Here is a 17,441-nt window from a genome sequence, read left to right as displayed (position 1 = left end):
CTGTCCATCCTTCAGATAGTTGCCGCACGCCGTGTCGGCAAGATCACCCACAACAGTACCGCGCTCACGATGGCCAGGACGCCGAACGCCCCGAACGCGATACCTGCGGTGGACTGCTGCCAAATGACGCCGAACATCAACCCGGCAGGGATGGCTCCCAACCCCGAAATCATCGTGAACCACCCGAAGGCGGTACCGCGGTCAGCTTCCGTCGCCAAGGTGCTGACCAGCGTTTTTTCCGCGCCTTCGCCGACGCCGCTGAGCAACGCATAGACGATCACGACGATCCACAGGCCCAGGATATTTTCCACGAACGCGAACAGCAGCAAGCCCACGCCGTAGGCCAACCAGGTGAAGGTCACGACCCCGACTTTGTTGAAACGGTCGGAAACCTTTCCGGCACGCCAGGCGACCCCTGCTTGCACAGCGCACAACACGGCCCAAAGCAGAAGCACCTGGACATTGCCCATACCGATTTCGTGAGCACGTAACAGAATGAAACTCTCCGACGCACTGGCGAAGGCAAAAAGCATGAAGACGGTCAGGAAACGCCGCGATGGAACGGTCAACGCACGCCAGCGCAAAGGCGCTGGCGCCGTTCCTGGCTTGATCGTTTTCGCCGGCACATCCTTGACGAGAGTCATCAAAACCACCAGCGCGAGGGCCGCGGGAATGGCCGATAGCATGATGACCACGCTGATGCGATGGCTGATCCACAGCAATGCCGCCGCAGCGATCAGGCTGCCGCCGACCGCGCCGGCGTAATCAAAGGCGCGATTGATGCCGTACGCATACCCCCGCAATGCCGCCGGCGTGGCATCGGCCACCAACGCATCGCGGGGGGCACCACGCACCCCCTTGCCGACGCGGTCGAGACTGCGCAGCAACAGCACCATCGGCCAGTTGAGCGCCAGTCCCACGAGCGGTCGCGCGATGCTCGACAGACCATAGCCCATGATGACGAAGATCTTGCGCCGGCGCCCACGCACATCTGAGCGACGACCGGCCCACAAACGAAACCCGCTGGCGACCGCATCCGCCACGCCATCGACGAGGCCCATCGCCACCGGACCCGCACCCAACGTCGTGACCAGCAACAGCGGGATCAGCGGTGCAACGATCTGCGACGACAGTTCGTTGAGAAAGCTCACGACGCCGAGCACGATGACGGTCTTGGAAACGGTTGGCCTCATCGTTCGCGTTCAACGAACGGGATGGGGTCCCATGGGTCCCTCTTTCCCGAGTCAGCGGCGGTCTGTGACGTATCGGGGCGGCCGTCATGCATGGTTGGAGTCCGCAAAGGTGAGCGTCAACGGCTCACCGGGCTGCTGTGGCCAGCGCACCGTCCATCCCAACCGTTCGCATAGACGACTGATCAAGGTCAACCCGAAGCCATTGTCGGACCGCTGTTGGTCGACATTCGGCGGCGTCTTCTCACCAGCCTCCGGCCAGGGGCTGAGTTCGATGCCCGCGGAGGTAATGGCAACGGATACCGCGGCCCCATTCGAAAGTTCGACCGCTCGGCGTAGCAATTGCCCAAACACCAACGATGCGGCACGTGGGGGAGCCAGCACGGTGACGCTGGCATCGCCGTGCAATTTCACCGACGTCGACGTGGCCTGCATCTGCTCGTCGACGAGGTGTTGCCATATGGCCCACACCGGAACAGGTTCGGCAACGATCGCCATGTCCGTCTCGTGACGGGCCAAGTAAAGCAGTGCATCGAGCAGATCGGTCAATTCAGTGGTACGCCGCCGCACCCGCTCGATGGCACGTTGGCCGGGAAGGCTTACCGTGGGGTCTTCCGCCAGTAGATCGACGCTTGCCTGTATCACCGACAGCGGTGAACGCAATTCATGACTGGTGTCTGCGGTGAACTCCCGTTCGCGCGTCAGGAACGCATCCAAACGTGCCTGGTAGTGCTCGAAGGCGACCGCCAATGCACCGACCTCGTCATTGGCGAAGTGGGTACGAAGCCGGTTATCACGACGGGGCGGCGCCGATGCCTCGACCCATTGCGCCAGTCGCTGAACCGGGGCAATCAGCCGACCGGCCAGGAGAAGGCCCAGCGCGCCTGAGACTAGCGTGCCGATCAGGATGACACCGGCCATCAACCAGCGCAGGAAAACTTCGCGCTGGGCGATGTCGCTCAGATCGATGACGAAGTACAGCCGCTGTGCGCCGTCGTCCGAGACGGCGACATAGGTTTCCCGATTCCCTTCGCGATCCAGTATGTGTGTCCCCGGTGGCAGGCCGGCCATTTCTGCGGGTACATCATGGCGATCGCTCACTCGGCTCACATACGCATAGATCCGCTGCGAGGCTGGTAGGGGCGTACTGGGTTGAATGTGAAGGTGTGCGATCAGGTTGCTGGTTTCGACCTGCAGCAACTCCGTCATCAGGATGCGTTCGAAGTCGGCCATCGAGGTGAGGGCCACGGCGGCGAACAAGCTGGACAACACCACGCCGAAGGCGAGGAACGCCAAGATAATCCGGGTGCGGAGAGTGAATCTAGGACGCATCGTCATCCGCCAAACGGTAGCCGATACCATGCACGCTGTGCAGTAGGGGTTTCTCGAAGGGTTTGTCGATCGCTTGCCGCAGGGCATGCAGGTGCGTGCGCATGGCATTGGGGTCACCCACCGCCTCGCCCCACAGCGCCCGTGCCAAATCCGCATGGCTCACCACGAGCGGCGAGCGACGCATCAACACCTCCAGCAGGCGCAGGCCGGCACGGGTCACCGTGACGGAAACACCCCCACGGCGAACCCGAAAACGAGCGGCATCGTATTCGAGATCAGCGACCTGCAGGGGCGCACCGAGCAGGGGCTGCACGCGTCGATGCAGCGCATGCAGCCGCGCCACCAGTTCCTTCATAGCGAACGGTTTGACCAGGTAATCGTCCGCACCCTCGGCGAAACCGCGCAGCTTGTCGTCCAGGGTCTCGCGGGCCGTCAACATCAACACCGGCATGTCGTGCTGGGCAGCGCGCAGATGACGGCAGACCTCCAGGCCATCCAGACGTGGCAGCCCCAGATCCAGCACGATCAGATCGTGCGTGCCCGTCAACGCCAGACGCAACCCGGTCATGCCGTCGTAGGCATGATCCACCGCGAAACCATGCAACTCCAGGTAATCCCACAGAGTGGTGGCCAAGTCGCGATTGTCTTCGATGAGCAGCACGCGCAACATGATCGTTAGGCCACCGCGGGGTTGGCGTCTTCCGGCGTATCGCGCTGGAAACGACCGTAACGCAGGGCCAGCGTGGGCAGCACCAGCAGATTGAGCGCCGTGCTGGTAACCAGCCCGCCGAGAATGACCAGCGCCATCGGTCCCTCGATCTCGCGACCCGGAGCACCACTGCCAATCGCCAGTGGAAGCAGCCCCAAGGCGGTGACCAGCGCCGTCATCAAAATGGGCGAGAGGCGTTCTTGCGCGCCGCGCAGGGCGGCCTCCGGCCCCCAGGTCATGCCTTCGACGTTGACCAGATGGTCGTAGTGCGACAGCAGCATGATCGAGTTGCGCAAGGTGATGCCAAACAGGGTGACGAAGCCCACCATCGAGCCGATGGAAAGGCCGCCGCCGGTGGCGAACACCGCCAGCACGCCGCCGACCAGCGCGAACGGCAGGTTGGCCAGCACCAGCAACAAACTGCGCATGCTGCCGAGCACCATGAACAACAACAAGACGATGGCGACACCGGCGATCAGTGAGTTGATCAGCAGATCATGCGTGGACTGGCTCTGCGCCGCCGCTGCACCACCAAACTCCACGTAGCTGCCGGGCGGCAGCGCGACCTTGGCGGCAATCTGTTGTTTGGCGGCGGCGACAAAGGCCGACACGTTGCCCCCGCTCACATTGGCGGTCACGGTCTGCACGCGTCGGGCGCCGTCGTGCAACACGACGTAGCGCCCCGCATCTTCGTAGATGTCGGCCAGTTCCTTCAGCGGGACATACGTGCCGGCGGCGTTGCGTATCGGCAATGCCCCCACTTCGGCCACCTTTCCGCGTTGTTGAGGCGCGAGGATGACTGAGACATTGAACACGCGGTTACCGTCGTAGACCTGACCGACCTGGTCGCCTTGATACGCGGTGCGGATGGCATCGAGCACTGTCACGGCATCGAACCCCCAGCGGGCCAACGCTTGTTTGCGCAGGCGCACCACCAACTGCGGCGTCCCCGGCGGTGACTGCACCTGGACATCCGCTGCGCCAGGCAGCTGCCCCAGAATTTTCGCGACGTCCGCCGCCTTGGTGTCGAGTGTGTCCAGGTCGTTGCCGTAGATATTGACCGCCACGGCGGCGGTAAAGCCCGACAGGGTTTCTTCGACACGTTCCGTCAGGAAGGTCTTGACCGCAAAGTTGACGCCGGGAAACGGTGCCAGCGCCTTGCGAATATCCGAGACGGCCGCTTCGGCGGCATCGCCGCTGAGAGGTTTGAGATCGACGTTGAATTCGCTGTATTGCGTGCCCCACGTGTCATCCGCCTTTTCGGCACGTCCCGCGTTCTGCGCCACCGAACGAACGAAGGGCAGCTTCAGCAGCGCGGCAGTCACATGGTTGCCGATACGGATCGACTCCTGCAGCGAGGTTCCCGGCACCGCCGACATGTGGACGATGAAATGGCCCTCACGCAGCTCCGGCAGAAAGCCGCCCCCGAAGAACGGCAGCGCCGCCACCGCCATCAGCGTCAGCACGAGGACCACGGTCATGACCGCACGGTAGCTGGTCTCTACCCGCAACAGCACGCCGCGATACCGGTCCTTGGTCCAACGCACCAAGGGAGCCTCGCGTTCCGGCAACGGGCGGTTGGCCAACAGCAAGTAGCACAAGGCTGGGGTGACCGTCATGGCCACCAGCAGCGAGGCGAGTGTCGCCAGCACATAGGCAATGCCCAACGGCGCGAACAGACGGCCGGCGATGCCCGACATGGTCAGCACGGGAATGAATACCAGCGCGATCGCCAGCGTCGCATAGACCACCGCGCTGCGCACTTCCAGCGAGGCGTCCAGCAGCACCGCGAAGACGGGACGCGGTACCTCGGCATGGCGATTCTCGCGCAGTCGGCGGTAGATGTTCTCCACCACGATCACCGCATCGTCCACCAGCAAACCGATGGCGATGGCCAATCCACCCAAGGTCATAGTGTTGAGGCTGAAGCCGAAGTATTCCAGCACCGTCACGGCGGCGAGCAGCGACAACGGGATCGCCACCAGCGAGATCGCGGCCGTGCGCAGGTTGTAAAGGAACAGCATCAGCACGATCACGACCAGCACGCCGCCGATCAGCAGCGAGGACTTGATGTTGCCGGTTGCGGTCGTGATGAAATTGGCCGGACGAAACAGATCGGCATGCAGGGTGATGCCCTGCGCGGTCAGACCGGACTTCATGCTGGCCAACGCCTTTTCCACGCTCTGAGTCACGACAAGCGTATTGGCGCCGTATTGCTCGGAAATCACCAGTTGCACAGCCGGATGGCCCATGACCGAGGACGCTCCGATGGGCGGCTCCGGCGCGACGACCACCTGCGCGACATCGCCCAAGGTGACATTGCCGCCCGCCTGATGCCGCACGATGGTACCGGCGATCTCCTGCACGGCGAGCGCCTGACCGTCGCTCTGCAGGACGATGCGCTGATTGGGCGTGTCGATGAAACCGGCACCACGCACCCCCGTGGCCCGCCGCGCCGCCGTCAGGACGTCGTCAACCGCGAGATTGTATTTGAGCAATTGCTCCGGGCGGATCTGGACCTGGTATTCCTTGGTGTCACCGCCGAACACCGCGACCTTCGCGACGCCCGGTACCGCCAGCAACGCCGGTTTCAGCGTCCAGTCGGCCAGCGTGCGCAGCTCCATCAGTGATCGCTTGTCGGAGGTCAGACCGATATCCAGCACCACACTGGTGGAAGAGGTCAGCGGCGACATCACGGGCACCTGCACGCCTTGCGGCAGCTGGGTGGCGAGCGCGCCGAGACGTTCCCCGAGATTCTGCCGATCCCGATAGATGTCGCTGCCCGGATTGAAGGTGATAGTGATCACCGACAAGCCCTGGATCGATTGCGAGCGCAGCGCCTGCAGTCCCGGCAGACCGTTGATCGCGTTCTCGATCGGCTGGGTCGCCAATACCTCCACCTGTTCAGGCGCCAACCCCGGGGCTTCGGTCTGAATCGACACCTGCGGCGGGGCAAATTCAGGAAACACGTCGTACTTGCTGCGCGACAGCGTGAGCGCGCCATAGACGATCAGGATGCCCGCCAGCACCAGCACCACGCCGCGAAACCGCAACGAGAAGCGGACGATCGCCGCCAGCAGACCCGGTGCGTCCTGCCTCATTGCTTGTCTCCGTCTTCACCGACGGCAATGCGTGAACGCTGCTCTTCCGACAGCAGCAGTTGCGCGCCCGTCGCCACGATCGGTTCGCCCCGCGCAAATCCCTGGGCCACGAACCAGCCACCGTCCACCGGGTTGTCGACCGGCAGCGCATGGCGCACAAAACGATCGGGCTGGTTGCGGCTATAGACCCACGAGCGACCCTGCCACCACACCACCGCCGAGCCGGGAATCATCGTTCCCTGGACCACCGTGCCCGAGGGTAGATACGCGGTGATCGCCATGCCAGGCAGGAGACCCTCAGCGGACACGGCATAGAAGAAACTGAGCCCTTGCAAACGGGGGTCCGTGCGTGGCGCGGGCGAGATCAAGGTGGCGGCGTGAAAGTCCCCGTTGACGGTCTGCACGCGCGCCTGGACAGGGGGGGCGAGTGCGGTGACCGCGGGCAGCACCACCTGGACGAGGACTTGCTGGCGGGTGGCCAGACGCGTAAACAACGACGTATTCGCGGCCGCCGCCTTCGCCAGGACGTCGCCCCATTGCTGGCTCGCGGTCTGTTGCGCGGCGGTCAGCGCGGCTTGCGCTGCCCGCGACGCGGCTTGGTCGGCATGCCACACCGCGGCGGCCGCCTGCAAGGCCTTGTCGGAAATGTTCCGTTCGTCACGATGCAACGACTGCAGTCGCTGGTATTCGGCGTGGGAAGCCTGCAGCGCGGCGTCGGCTTTGTCCGCCTGGGCCTGGGCGGCGACGTCGGCGTTGCGCAACGCGATCAGATCCGCCACATCCAGCACCGTACCGAACGTCTGCAGCATCGGACGATGGGCCATGGACTGTGGCGTGACCACGACGATCCCACTCTGCTTTTGATCCGCGGCATCCAGCGTGACCGCCGTCAGATCCTGCACTTGCGAGACGCGCGACGGCGCCTTCACCGGTGTCTCGCGCTGGGCCTCCGTAGCACGCTCCTTCTGGCCGGCCAGGAATCCCCAGACCGCTAGCGCCAGCACGATGGCACCCAGAAGGGCCGCGAGAATGGATTTCTTGTTCATGGCTGGGAATCCTGCATGCGGGGCGCGTTTTCAAGGGTATGAATGTCGGTCGCAAGTGCACCCAAGGGGTGCCGCATGGCATCTTCGAGCGCGCCCAGCGATTGCTGGGCCTGCAGGAGGGTATCGAGACGGGCCAGTTCGGCCGCGGCCAATTCCACCTGGGCGCCGATCAGACTCAACCGATCCGTTTCGCCCGCCCGGTACAGCGCTTCGGCGGAAAGGGATGCCTTGCGTTGGGCCGCCAGCAAGGCATCGGCCGTGGCGAGTTTGCGGACGACCTGGCGATAACCGGCCAGCGCCTGATCGACTTCGCCGATCGCCTGCGCTTGCACGGCAAGAAAGTTGGCGGCCGCTTGCTGACGACGCGCTCGGGCTTCGGCGATCGGGCCCTGATTGTGGTTGAGCAACGGCAGTACCAGTGACAACCCCAACGACCACTTGGCCTGTGCGGCATCCCACAGAAAGCCCGGACCGAGCGTGATGTCGGGATATTGTTTCGCCACTTCGCCTTGCAACGCGGCCTGACTGGCTTCGTAGTCCGCCAGTGCCGCGCGGACGTCGGGTCGATCCCGCAGCGCTTGCCGTCGCACGTCATGCGACGGCAGCGCGCTCAGGGGTGGTACCTGCTCGAACGCCGTCAGCGACAGCGTGATGCCATCAAGCGCACTCACGGGCAGGCCCAGGGCCGAGGCCAACTGCACCCGGTTTTCTGCGAGACGCTTCTGCGCCTCCTGCAGATTCAAGCTGAGCTGGTTGAGCGTGATGCGTGCCTGGGTGAGCTCCGGTTGCGATGCCTCCCCGGTTGCCGTGCGCCGTTCGATCAACCTGACCAGCTCCGCTTGTCGCTCCTGTTGTCGACGCAGCAAGGGCACGGTGGGATACACGCCAAGCAAGCTGCTGCGCACGCGACGGCGTACCTGCCACGCGGTCTCCGCGATATTCAAGCGTGCCGCTTCGGCCAGTTGCTGCGCCTGTCGAATCCGGTCGCCGCGCTTACCTGCCGTCTCGATCGGCACATTGAGCGTCGGGCCCACCGTCCAGGGCCCGACGCCAGCGGGTGCATCGACGTTGTACTGATTGGTGAAATCCAACGTCGGATTCGGACGGGCGCCGGCCGTGATCACCGCCGCCTCGGCAACGCGCCATTTCGCGCGCGCCACATCAAGATCCGGCTGATAGTACAAAGCCACCCACGTGAGGGAGCGCAGATCCCAGGAGGATGGCGTCGTGGTCGTGGTCGGCGTGGCGTCATGGCGTTGCAGAAACACCTGCAGCCCCGGATCGCGCAGCGACCGTTGCTCGAAGGCAGCGACGGTGGTGGCCGGTTCCAGCGGTCGTGGCCGATAGCTTGCGCAGGCGGTCAAACCGAGCGTCAGTCCGATGACCAGGAGGCGTGTAGCGTGCTTATTCATGAATCTTCCGCGCAGGAGATCAGTCGGTTCCTTCGAGGGAAAGGGCATCGTGCGAACCCTGCCTTCCCGTCAGTGTCATCACGCATCATCGGCGCCCCGTCATGGCGTCGACCGCAAGGGCGGCGCCGTTTCGTGTCGCGTGATAATGACACCGGTGGCTTCCCGGCCCAGCTCACGAAACGGCAGCCCTTCGCTGCGCAGCTGTCCCACCAGGTCGTCCGCGACCAACGCGATCGCATCGTGGCTGGCGCGCCAGCGCTGCTCGAACGTGGCGAGGTCGGCGATGTAGCCATCAGGCCGCGACGCCAAGCCGGGCGTCAGATCATCGGAATCCTGGTCGACCACGGTAACTGGCCGCCCGAGGTAGAACGGCAACGCCCGCAAATAGGCATGCACCGTGAATACTTCGGTGTGCGGTCCGAGCTCCGGTTGGATGAGGCGAGCGACCGGATCCGCGGAACGCATGTCGTTCAAGGGCTGCGATGACACTAGCGTGAGCTGCCACGCGATCAAGGTGGCCAGGGCAAGCCCATGGATGGCCGTACGGCGCCGGCCGCGATGCAACGCCCAGGTGCCCACCATCGCGGCGAGCGCCATCAGCACCAAGGCCAAAGACAAGCCGCTCAACACATCCTGCAACACGGCTTTCGGGATCGCCGTGCGCGCGGCGAGCGCGATTGCCGTGGCGGTGGCGGCACCCAGGGTCGTGAGCGTGGCGACCCACCAAAAACGGCGCACCAAGGCCTGCAGCGACAGCACCGTGGCTGCACGACCCAGCAGCAGCGCCAAAGCAGGAAACACCGGCAAAATGTAGAACGGCAGCTGGGAATGCGAGAACGAAAAGAACACGAAGACCACGCCCACCCATACCAGCAGGAAGCGTTGTGCGGGACCACCGGCACCAATGGCACGCCAACTGGTTTTGCTCCACGGCAACAGCAACGTCCAGGGAAACAGGCCGAGGAGCACGACGGGGAGAAAGAACCCAAAGACCTTGGAGCGACCGTCGGCCGAGGTCAAGAACCGCGTGAAATGCTCCCGGATGAAGAAATAGTCGAAGAAATCCGGATGCAGGCGGCATATCAAAATGAACCAAGGCGCGCACAGCACCAGCAGCACCAGTACACCGGGCACGAGGGACACGCGCCGCAGTACCCCCCAGTCACGCTGCCACAGCATGAAGATGCCCAGGATCATGCCGGGCAACACCACGCCGATGAGCCCTTTGGACAGCACCGCCAAGGCCAGCGCTGCCCACATCAGCAGATTCAGTCGCGTGCGCAGATGCCGTGCGGTCGGATCGAATTGCGCGACCAGAAAACACGCCATGCCCACGGCGAGAAACGCCGCAACCCCTATATCCAGCGTATTGATATGCGCGGCAAAGACGAACAGTAACGAGCTGCCGAGGATGACGGCCGCGTAGCCGCCCGCCTCACGACCGAAAAGCCGCGCCCCGGCCCAGCCGATCGCCACGATCGCCAGCAAACCGGTAAGCGCGCACCACAGGCGTGCGCTCCACGGATGCGCACCGAAGAGCGCATAGGCCGTCGCGCTGGCCCAGTAATGCAAGGGCGGCTTGTCGAAGAAATTGAAGCCATCCAGGCGGGGCGTGATCCAATCGCCGCTCGTGAACATCTCGTGGGCCACTTCCGCATACCGTCCCTCGTCGGGTTCGGCGAGCGCACGGCCAGCCAATCCGTAGAACCAGGCCGCGAGCCATCCGATCCCCAGTAGCACGGCGGCTGCGCTGAATCGCGCGTGCCACGCACCCGCTGGACGAACATCGTTCTGAGCCATGTGCTTGACGCTCATCGAGGGTCCTTGGTGGGAAGCGATGCGACGGCCACCGATGGCGGCGCGTCGGCGCGTGCCGTGCTGTGTAGCGGGGGCATCATCGGCACCTGACACGCCGTTTCGATCAGATAGATCGGCCGCTGTTTGACCTCGGCGTACACACGGCCGAGGTATTCGCCGACCACGCCCAATGCCAGCAGTTGTAGACCGCCCAGCACCAGGACCACGACCATCAGCGAGGGATACCCTTTGACCGGATCACCCCACAGCACGGCCTTGATGAAGACCCCTGCGCCGTAGCTGAAAGCGCACACCGATGTGGCCACACCCACTGCCGTGGCCAGTCGCAGTGGCAAAATGGAAAACGAAGTGATGCCTTCCACTGCCAGATTGAACAGCCGCCAGTAGTTCCATTTGGTGCGACCCGCCTGGCGCGGGCTGCGCTGATACATGACCGCCGTATGGGGATAGCCGATCCAGCCGAACAGGCCCTTCATGAAACGTTGGCGCTCGCGCAACTGGCGCAGCGCGGCCACCGCACGCGCCGACATCAGGCGGAAATCACCGGTATCGTGCGGCACGTTGAACGCCGCCATGCGCGCCATCAATCGATAGAAGAGATGTGCCGTCGCTCGCTTGAACCAGCTCTCGCCTTCACGGTGTTCGCGAGTGGCGTAAACCACGTCGTAGCCATCGCGCCAGCGTGTCAGCAGGTCCGGAATGAGTTCGGGGGGATCTTGCAGATCGGCATCAATGATGACGATGGCATCGGCCTCATCCGTCACGGCGTCGAGACCCGCGGTCAGTGCGGCTTCCTTGCCGAAGTTGCGGCTCAAGCGCAGCGTGCCGATGCGCGGGTCTTGGCCCATCAGCCGGTTGAGTACGAGCCATGTGCCATCGCGACTTCCGTCATCGACATAGATCACCCGCGCATCGAGCGCCATCCCATCGAGCACGCCGACAAGACGCGCATGAAACAGGGGGAGCACTTCCGCTTCGTTGTACGCGGGCACCACAACGGTGAGGCGGATCGGGGCCACGAATATCCCTGCGCGCTATGACATCCGCGGCACAGTAGCGAGCGAGGCTCGTGCTGCCCCTCAACCATTTCTCAACTGTTCGTTAAGACACACTCGATGCGTCGATTCGCAACACTGCGAACGATTGTCGCTGGGAATAAGGCCTTGCCGAGTGAGTGAACGGGGTAGATGGCAGCACACTCTGGTCAGACACATTTTTCTGTGATGGCATACCCGCATCGACTTTCTATGGAAGAAGCCCTGATGCCTGTGAGCTACGTCACCGAGGAACAACGTGAGAGCTATGGTCGATACAACGGCCCACCTTCCAGCGATGATTTGGCGCGCTATTTCCATCTCGACGATGCAGATCGTGTGTATATCGCTCGCAGGCGCGGCCACGCGAATCGTCTAGGTATCGCGTTACAGCTCACGACACTCCGTTACCTTGGCGCGTTCCTCGATGACCCACTGGATCTTCCTTCGCTGGTGCTGTCCACCGTTGCCAAACAGTTGGGGATTACGGACACCGATCCCTCCCTCCATGGCTATCGCACGGGGGAGCTACGATGGGATCATCAGAGTGATATTCGTCGTCATTGCGGCTTTGTCGAAATCACCGAACCGTCCGTCGGCTTTCGATTGGGGCGTTGGCTGTATGCGTTGTGCTGGACGGGAACGGAGCGACCCAGCGTTCTGTTTGAGCGGGCAACGGCATGGCTCTTGACACATAAGGTGCTGCTGCCCGGTCGCAGCACGCTCGAACGGTTTGTCGCCCGTGTAAAGAGTCGCGTCGAAGAGCACCTATGGCGGCGATTGGGAACCAGCCTCTCCGATGAGCAGCGCGAACGACTGGAGCGCTTGCTGACCGTGCCGGCCGGCAGCCGAAATTCGCATCTGGATCAGCTGCGATCAGGTCCCGTCCGAGTCAGTGGCCCGTCACTCATCCAAGCGCTGACCCGGCTGCAGGTGGTCCGCGAACTCGGCATCGAGCTACCTACCGTAGCCCATCTTCCGGCCAGTCGAGTCACGGCACTGGCCCGCTTTGCGGGAGCTGCCAAAGCCAGCGCGGTTAGCCGTTTGCCCGATATTCGGCGCTTGGCCACCCTGGTAGCTTTCGTGCACTGCCTGGAAGCCACCGCGCACGACGATGCCGTCGAAGTCTTGGAAATGCTACTGCGGGACGTATTTGCCACGGCACGGAAAGAGGATCGAAAGACGCGTTTGCGCACGCTGAAAGACCTTGATCGGGCTGCCACCCTATTGGCCGATGCCTGCCAAGTGGTGTTGGACACCACACTCCCTGACAAGACGTTGCGCAAGACGCTGTTCGCCAAGGTGCCTCGTGACATCCTTGCACGGGCGCTTCAGGAAGTGAGCAACTTGGTGCGGCCACCCGACGATGTGTTTTATAGCGAACTGAGTGAGCGCTACCGACGCATTCGCCGCTTTCTGCCCTTCGTCTTGGAGAACCTTCGTTTCGGAGCAAGTCCGGCGGGTGAGGCGGTTGTTGCTGCCTATGAGTGGCTTCGTACGCACCCCGGACGATTCAAGGTCGATGACGATGTCCCTCGCGAGGTGATTCGCAAACGCTGGCAGCGCTATGCAGTACGCGAGGACGGCAGTATCGATCACCGGGCCTATACCTTCTGCGTGCTCGATGAACTGTACACGTCATTGCGCCGACGTGACGTGTTCGTCGCTCCCAGCTGGAAGTATGCCGATCCGCGCGCAGGCTTGCTCAACGGCAATGAATGGGAAACCGCGCGTCCCATCATTTGCCGCACGCTGGGTCTATCACCGACACCCTCGCCGACGCTCCTCGCGATCACCAAAGAACTGGATGACACCTATCGAGCAGTCGCTTCCCGACTGCCGGACAACCCAGCCGTGCGCTTCGAAGGAACGAACGAATTGGTCGTCAGTTCCCTCGACAAGCTCGAAGAACCCGCGTCCCTTCTGGCATTGCGCACCGCGGTCAATGCGCGTCTTCCGCGTGTGGACATCGAGGAAATTTTGCTGGAGATCGCTGCGCGTACCGGTTTCACCGATGCCTTCACGCATCTCACTGAACGCTCCGCTCGCGCCGCGGATCTCCCGATCAGTATCTGCGCCGTCTTGCTGGCCGAAGCGAGCAATACCGGATTCGAACCACTCATTCGCTCGGATATGGCCGCCCTGAAGCGGTCGCGTCTGTCGTGGGTCGACCAGAATTACTTCCGCAACGACACCATCACACCGGCCAATGCCATCTTGGTGGCGGCCCAGAACCGCTTGGTACTCGCCCAGCAGTGGGGAGGGGGAGAGGTGGCTTCGGCCGACGGCATGCGCTTCGTCGTTCCCGTGCGCACCGTCCATGCCGCCGCCAACCCGAAGTATTTTGGTCGAGAGCGCGGCGTGACTTGGTACAACCTGATCTCTGATCAGTTCAGCGGCCTCAATGACATCACCGTGCCGGGCACGTTACGCGACAGCTTGATCTTGCTGGGCGTCGTGCTGGAACAGCCGACCGAATTGCAACCGACCCAGATCATGACCGACACCGGCGCCTACAGCGATGTGGTGTTTGGATTATTCCGTCTATTGGGGTATCGATTCTGTCCGCGCTTGGCCGATGTCGGCGGCACGCGGTTTTGGCGTATTGATGCGCAGGCGGACTATGGTGATCTCAACGCCGTGGCACGCCAGCGTGTGAACATGCCATTGATCGAGCAGCAGTGGGATGACATTCTGCGGCTCGTGGGCTCGTTGAAACTGGGGTGCGTATCGGCAAACGGCATCATGCGGACCTTGCAGATTGGCGACCGTCCCACTCGCCTGGCACAAGCATTGGCGGAGTTTGGAAGGATTGAAAAAACGCTACATACGCTGACCTATATCGACGACGAAGCGAAACGACGCGGAACACTGACTCAGCTCAATCGCGGTGAAGGACGCCACAGCGTTGCGCGTGCGATCTTTCATGGAAAACGCGGCGAACTTCGGCAGCGCTACCAAGAAGGTCAGGAGGACCAGCTAGGGGCGCTGGGTCTGGTACTCAACATGGTTGTCTTGTGGAACACCATCTACATGGAGGCGGCATTGGACCAGTTACGTCAAGAAGGCTTTCCCGTACGCGATGAGGATGTCGCACGACTCTCGCCGCTAACCCACGACCACATCAACATGCTTGGACGGTATTCCTTTGCCGTGCCCGAGGCCGTAGCCCGCGGGGAGTTGCGTCCGTTACGGAATCCGGACGATGGCGAGGATGACTGACGGGGAGATGTCATCATCCGAAAAACATCTAAATCAATGTTTTTAAGTGGTAATTTTCCCTTATCCCGGTTTTCCGTTCCATTGCTCCCCGAACCCCGAATCCGCGCTTCGGGTGTCGGAGGCGGCCGCGGCCTGCGAAGGCGACTTTCAATGTATTCGTGGCTGTTGGTGGCTGCGCGTCGTCGGCAAAGGTGGCATTGAGGGGCAGATCCCGCTCAGCAACGAATTGATGGCGGACTTCGCGCGTTATCGGCATTTCCACGCGCTGGCGCCGCTTCCCGCAGAAAACGGACGCGTGCCGGTCATTCTAGGGATTGCCGGGCGTTCGTCGGCATTGACCCCCACCGCGGTCTATCAGATCGTCAAGGACACCTTCCGGCGCATCGCCGACGCGCTGGAGCCCGAGGACAGCGACAAGGCCTCCCGCGTGCGCCGGGCGTCAACCCATTGGTTGCGTCATACCGCCGCCACCCATCAGGCCGAGGCCGGTACACCAGTGCACCACATCCAGCAAAATCTTCGCCACAGTTCGATTGGCACAACGTCGATCTATCTGCATGCGGAAGCGGATGCGCGCCACGCCAGCACCACACAGCCGCGCCCTCTTCGGTCGGCACGCCAAGGAGAAAACCCTGCATGAACGATCGCGAAAAGAGCCACGATCTGCTGGAGCACGCCCGTCCTTCGGCGTCCGAAAAATCGACGTTGACGTCCGGTGCCAGCACCACGTTGCCGCGGATTGAGCAGTCGGAGATGGTCGAGGTGGGCTATTACTCGATCGAACATTTGAAAGTGGAATTCACCAACGGCGTCCGACGCGACTTCCACCGATTGCACAGCCAGGGATACGGGTCGGTGATCATCGCCGCGATACCCGAGCCGGGCGTCGTTTTGCTGATTCGCGAGTATTCGGTGGGTGTGCACGCTTATGAACTGGGTCTCCCCAAGGGCCGCATGGACAAGGGCGAGACCGTTGAAGAAGCAGCCAATCGAGAGCTGAAGGAGGAGGTCGGATTCGGCGCAAGGCGTTTGACCTGCCTGCGCACGTTGACCCTGGCGCCCACCTACATGAGCAACCGAACCCATCTGGTTCTGGCCGAGGACCTCTACGAGGAACGCCTGCCGGGCGATGAGCCTGAGGAGCTGGAAGTCGTACCATGGCGCCTGGACCAACTGGGTGACTTGATGCTGCGCGAAGACTGCTCCGAGGCGCGGTCGCTCGCCGGGCTCTTCATGGTTCGCGAGTATCTGGCCACCCGCTAAGCGGGGTGCCGGCGCAGCAGCGCGGCGGAAAATAGTGTCACCAGGGACAGCATGGCCATGGCGGCGAATGCCCACTGATAGACACCCGCAAGGCTACCGCCATCGGTTTGGGCCAGCACAATGACCAGTGCGATGGGCACTCAGCGACAAGACTTGTAACCTCCAAGCACTCCGTTCTTGGACAGCACCCACTGCCATAGCTGGATGTCCCTGGCGCGGAAAGCGCCCGCGCACGAGAGCAGGTAATAACGCCATTTGCGGTGGAAAACCTCGCCCAACGCATCGGCAAATTGCAACCATGCGGCTTCGAAGTTAGCGTGCCACGCCATCAGGGTCTTGTCGTAGTCGGCGCCGAAGTTATGCAGATCTTCGGCCACGAAAAGGCCATCCATGGCATCGCCGATCTGGCCAATCGAGGGAAGGTCTCCGTTGGGGAAGATGTGCTTGTCGATCCACGGATCGGGTGTGCTTCGGCGCTTGTTCTTGCCGATGGTGTGCAGCAAAAAAAGGCCATTGTCCGCGAGGCAGCGTGCGACCACTTGCATGAAGGCGCGATGGTTCTTGCGACCTACATGCTCGAACATGCCGACGCTGACGATGCGATCGAACGGCTCGTTCATCTCGCGATAGTCCTGCAGGCGAAACTCCAGCGGCATACCGGCGTAGCGCTTCTCCGCCCAGGCCACCTGTTCCTTGGAGATGGTCACGCCCACGCACTTCACGCCATAGTGTTCGGTGGCATAGGCCATGAAGCTGCCCCATCCGCAGCCGATGTCCAGCACACGCATACCGGGCTCCAGATGCAGCTTGCGGCAGATCAGATCAAGTTTAGCTTCTTGGGCCTCGGCCAGCGTGGTGGCGTCTTTCCAATAACCGCAGGTATAGGTCATGCGCGGGTCGAGCATCGCCTCGTAAAATGCGTTGCTCAAGTCGTAGTGCACCTTGCCCACTTCCCAAGCCCGGCGCGCGTTTTGCCGGTTAAAGAGACGCACACGCAGTGCGTGCATCAGTAGGCGAGCTGGCTGCACCTGGTCATCCAGCTTTGCCCGCAGAAGGTGGAAAAAGAATTGATCCAGTTCTGCAGCATCCCAAGCCCCTTCCATATAGGCCTCCCCCAGCCCCAGGTTGCCTTGGGCCAACGCTCGCTCGGGAACGCCATCAGCATGCAGTTGCATATCCCAGGGTTGTGAGCCATCGACCTGGATATTCGCCTTGTGAATCAAGTCCACCATTAACCGGTGCGCGCTGGACGCTTCAGCATCACGGACATGGATGGACTCGGAGGACTCAATGGTGGACTCGTCGAACATGGTT

The 17,441-nt window shown here is 62.5% G+C and carries 12 protein-coding genes; 3 read left to right on the top strand and 9 right to left on the bottom strand.

Translation table 11 applies throughout. The annotated features are described in order from the left end of the window. Positions 1 to 11: 11 nt before the first annotated feature. From AC3WRN_RS10090 to AC3WRN_RS10055, 8 genes are all read right to left on the bottom strand, one after another. Entirely contained in the window at positions 12 to 1,193 is a 1,182-nt protein-coding gene (locus AC3WRN_RS10090) for an MFS transporter (RefSeq protein WP_492622860.1), read from the bottom strand. A gap of 84 nt (positions 1,194 to 1,277) precedes the next feature. Next, positions 1,278 to 2,486 carry a sensor histidine kinase gene (locus AC3WRN_RS10085; protein ID WP_231381761.1) on the bottom strand — a complete coding sequence of 403 codons (1,209 nt, stop codon included), beginning with the start codon at positions 2,484 to 2,486 and terminating at the stop codon, positions 1,278 to 1,280. 25 nt (positions 2,487 to 2,511) lie between these two features. Continuing rightward, on the bottom strand, positions 2,512 to 3,192 hold the full coding sequence (locus tag AC3WRN_RS10080) for a response regulator transcription factor (RefSeq protein ID WP_007509085.1): 681 nt from the start codon (positions 3,190 to 3,192) through the stop codon (positions 2,512 to 2,514). Between the two features lie 5 nt (positions 3,193 to 3,197). After that, positions 3,198 to 6,332, bottom strand: a complete 3,135-nt coding sequence (locus AC3WRN_RS10075) for an efflux RND transporter permease subunit (protein ID WP_007509087.1) — start codon at positions 6,330 to 6,332, stop codon at positions 3,198 to 3,200. After that, positions 6,329 to 7,378 (bottom strand): efflux RND transporter periplasmic adaptor subunit, encoded by a 1,050-nt coding sequence (locus AC3WRN_RS10070; protein WP_007509090.1) that lies wholly within the window; start codon positions 7,376 to 7,378, stop codon positions 6,329 to 6,331. Before AC3WRN_RS10070 ends, AC3WRN_RS10075 begins: the two co-directional genes overlap by 4 nt. Beyond that, on the bottom strand, positions 7,375 to 8,790 hold the full coding sequence (locus AC3WRN_RS10065; protein ID WP_007509092.1) for a TolC family protein: 1,416 nt from the start codon (positions 8,788 to 8,790) through the stop codon (positions 7,375 to 7,377). The genes AC3WRN_RS10070 and AC3WRN_RS10065 overlap by 4 nt, the downstream gene beginning before the upstream one ends. 99 nt (positions 8,791 to 8,889) lie before the next feature. Further along, the gene (locus AC3WRN_RS10060) at positions 8,890 to 10,605 is read right to left on the bottom strand and encodes a glycosyltransferase family 39 protein (protein ID WP_027484973.1); all 1,716 of its coding nucleotides are present in this window, start codon (positions 10,603 to 10,605) and stop codon (positions 8,890 to 8,892) included. After that, positions 10,602 to 11,627: a glycosyltransferase family 2 protein gene (locus AC3WRN_RS10055; RefSeq protein WP_007509096.1), complete on the bottom strand. Its 1,026-nt coding sequence runs from the start codon at positions 11,625 to 11,627 to the stop codon at positions 10,602 to 10,604. The genes AC3WRN_RS10060 and AC3WRN_RS10055 overlap by 4 nt, the downstream gene beginning before the upstream one ends. Positions 11,628 to 11,870: 243 nt before the next feature. On the opposite strand from AC3WRN_RS10055, the gene AC3WRN_RS10050 reads away from it, so the two are divergent. The 3 genes from AC3WRN_RS10050 to nudE all read left to right on the top strand — a co-directional run bounded on the left by AC3WRN_RS10050 (position 11,871) and on the right by nudE (position 16,127). Then, positions 11,871 to 14,864: a Tn3 family transposase gene (locus AC3WRN_RS10050; protein ID WP_027484971.1), complete on the top strand. Its 2,994-nt coding sequence runs from the start codon at positions 11,871 to 11,873 to the stop codon at positions 14,862 to 14,864. A 112-nt stretch (positions 14,865 to 14,976) separates the two neighbouring features. Continuing rightward, positions 14,977 to 15,504 (top strand): tyrosine-type recombinase/integrase, encoded by a 528-nt coding sequence (locus tag AC3WRN_RS10045; protein ID WP_492622859.1) that lies wholly within the window; start codon positions 14,977 to 14,979, stop codon positions 15,502 to 15,504. Next, complete coding sequence (gene nudE / locus AC3WRN_RS10040) at positions 15,501 to 16,127, top strand: ADP compounds hydrolase NudE (RefSeq protein ID WP_492622858.1); 627 nt, start codon at positions 15,501 to 15,503, stop codon at positions 16,125 to 16,127. Before AC3WRN_RS10045 ends, nudE begins: the two co-directional genes overlap by 4 nt. A gap of 140 nt (positions 16,128 to 16,267) precedes the next feature. Here nudE and cfa read toward each other — a convergent pair whose 3' ends face one another. Then, positions 16,268 to 17,437: a cyclopropane fatty acyl phospholipid synthase gene (gene cfa / locus AC3WRN_RS10035; RefSeq protein ID WP_492622857.1), complete on the bottom strand. Its 1,170-nt coding sequence runs from the start codon at positions 17,435 to 17,437 to the stop codon at positions 16,268 to 16,270. Positions 17,438 to 17,441: the final 4 nt, after the last annotated feature.

Source organism: Rhodanobacter sp. FW101-FHT13A11 (genome assembly GCF_058790335.1).
This window is presented reverse-complemented; position numbering and strand designations above follow the sequence as displayed.

What these genes read in the sequence shown, in the direction of transcription:
- AC3WRN_RS10060 (WP_027484973.1), bottom strand. Translation starts at nt 10,605, where the DNA reads ATGAGCGTCAAGCACATGGCTCAGAACGATGTTCGTCCAGCGGGTGCG.
- AC3WRN_RS10065 (WP_007509092.1), bottom strand. Translation starts at nt 8,790, where the DNA reads ATGAATAAGCACGCTACACGCCTCCTGGTCATCGGACTGACGCTCGGT.
- AC3WRN_RS10090 (WP_492622860.1), bottom strand. Translation starts at nt 1,193, where the DNA reads ATGAGGCCAACCGTTTCCAAGACCGTCATCGTGCTCGGCGTCGTGAGC.
- cfa (WP_492622857.1), bottom strand. Translation starts at nt 17,437, where the DNA reads ATGTTCGACGAGTCCACCATTGAGTCCTCCGAGTCCATCCATGTCCGT.
- AC3WRN_RS10080 (WP_007509085.1), bottom strand. Translation starts at nt 3,192, where the DNA reads ATGTTGCGCGTGCTGCTCATCGAAGACAATCGCGACTTGGCCACCACT.
- nudE (WP_492622858.1), top strand. Translation starts at nt 15,501, where the DNA reads ATGAACGATCGCGAAAAGAGCCACGATCTGCTGGAGCACGCCCGTCCT.
- AC3WRN_RS10050 (WP_027484971.1), top strand. Translation starts at nt 11,871, where the DNA reads ATGCCTGTGAGCTACGTCACCGAGGAACAACGTGAGAGCTATGGTCGA.
- AC3WRN_RS10075 (WP_007509087.1), bottom strand. Translation starts at nt 6,332, where the DNA reads ATGAGGCAGGACGCACCGGGTCTGCTGGCGGCGATCGTCCGCTTCTCG.
- AC3WRN_RS10070 (WP_007509090.1), bottom strand. Translation starts at nt 7,378, where the DNA reads ATGAACAAGAAATCCATTCTCGCGGCCCTTCTGGGTGCCATCGTGCTG.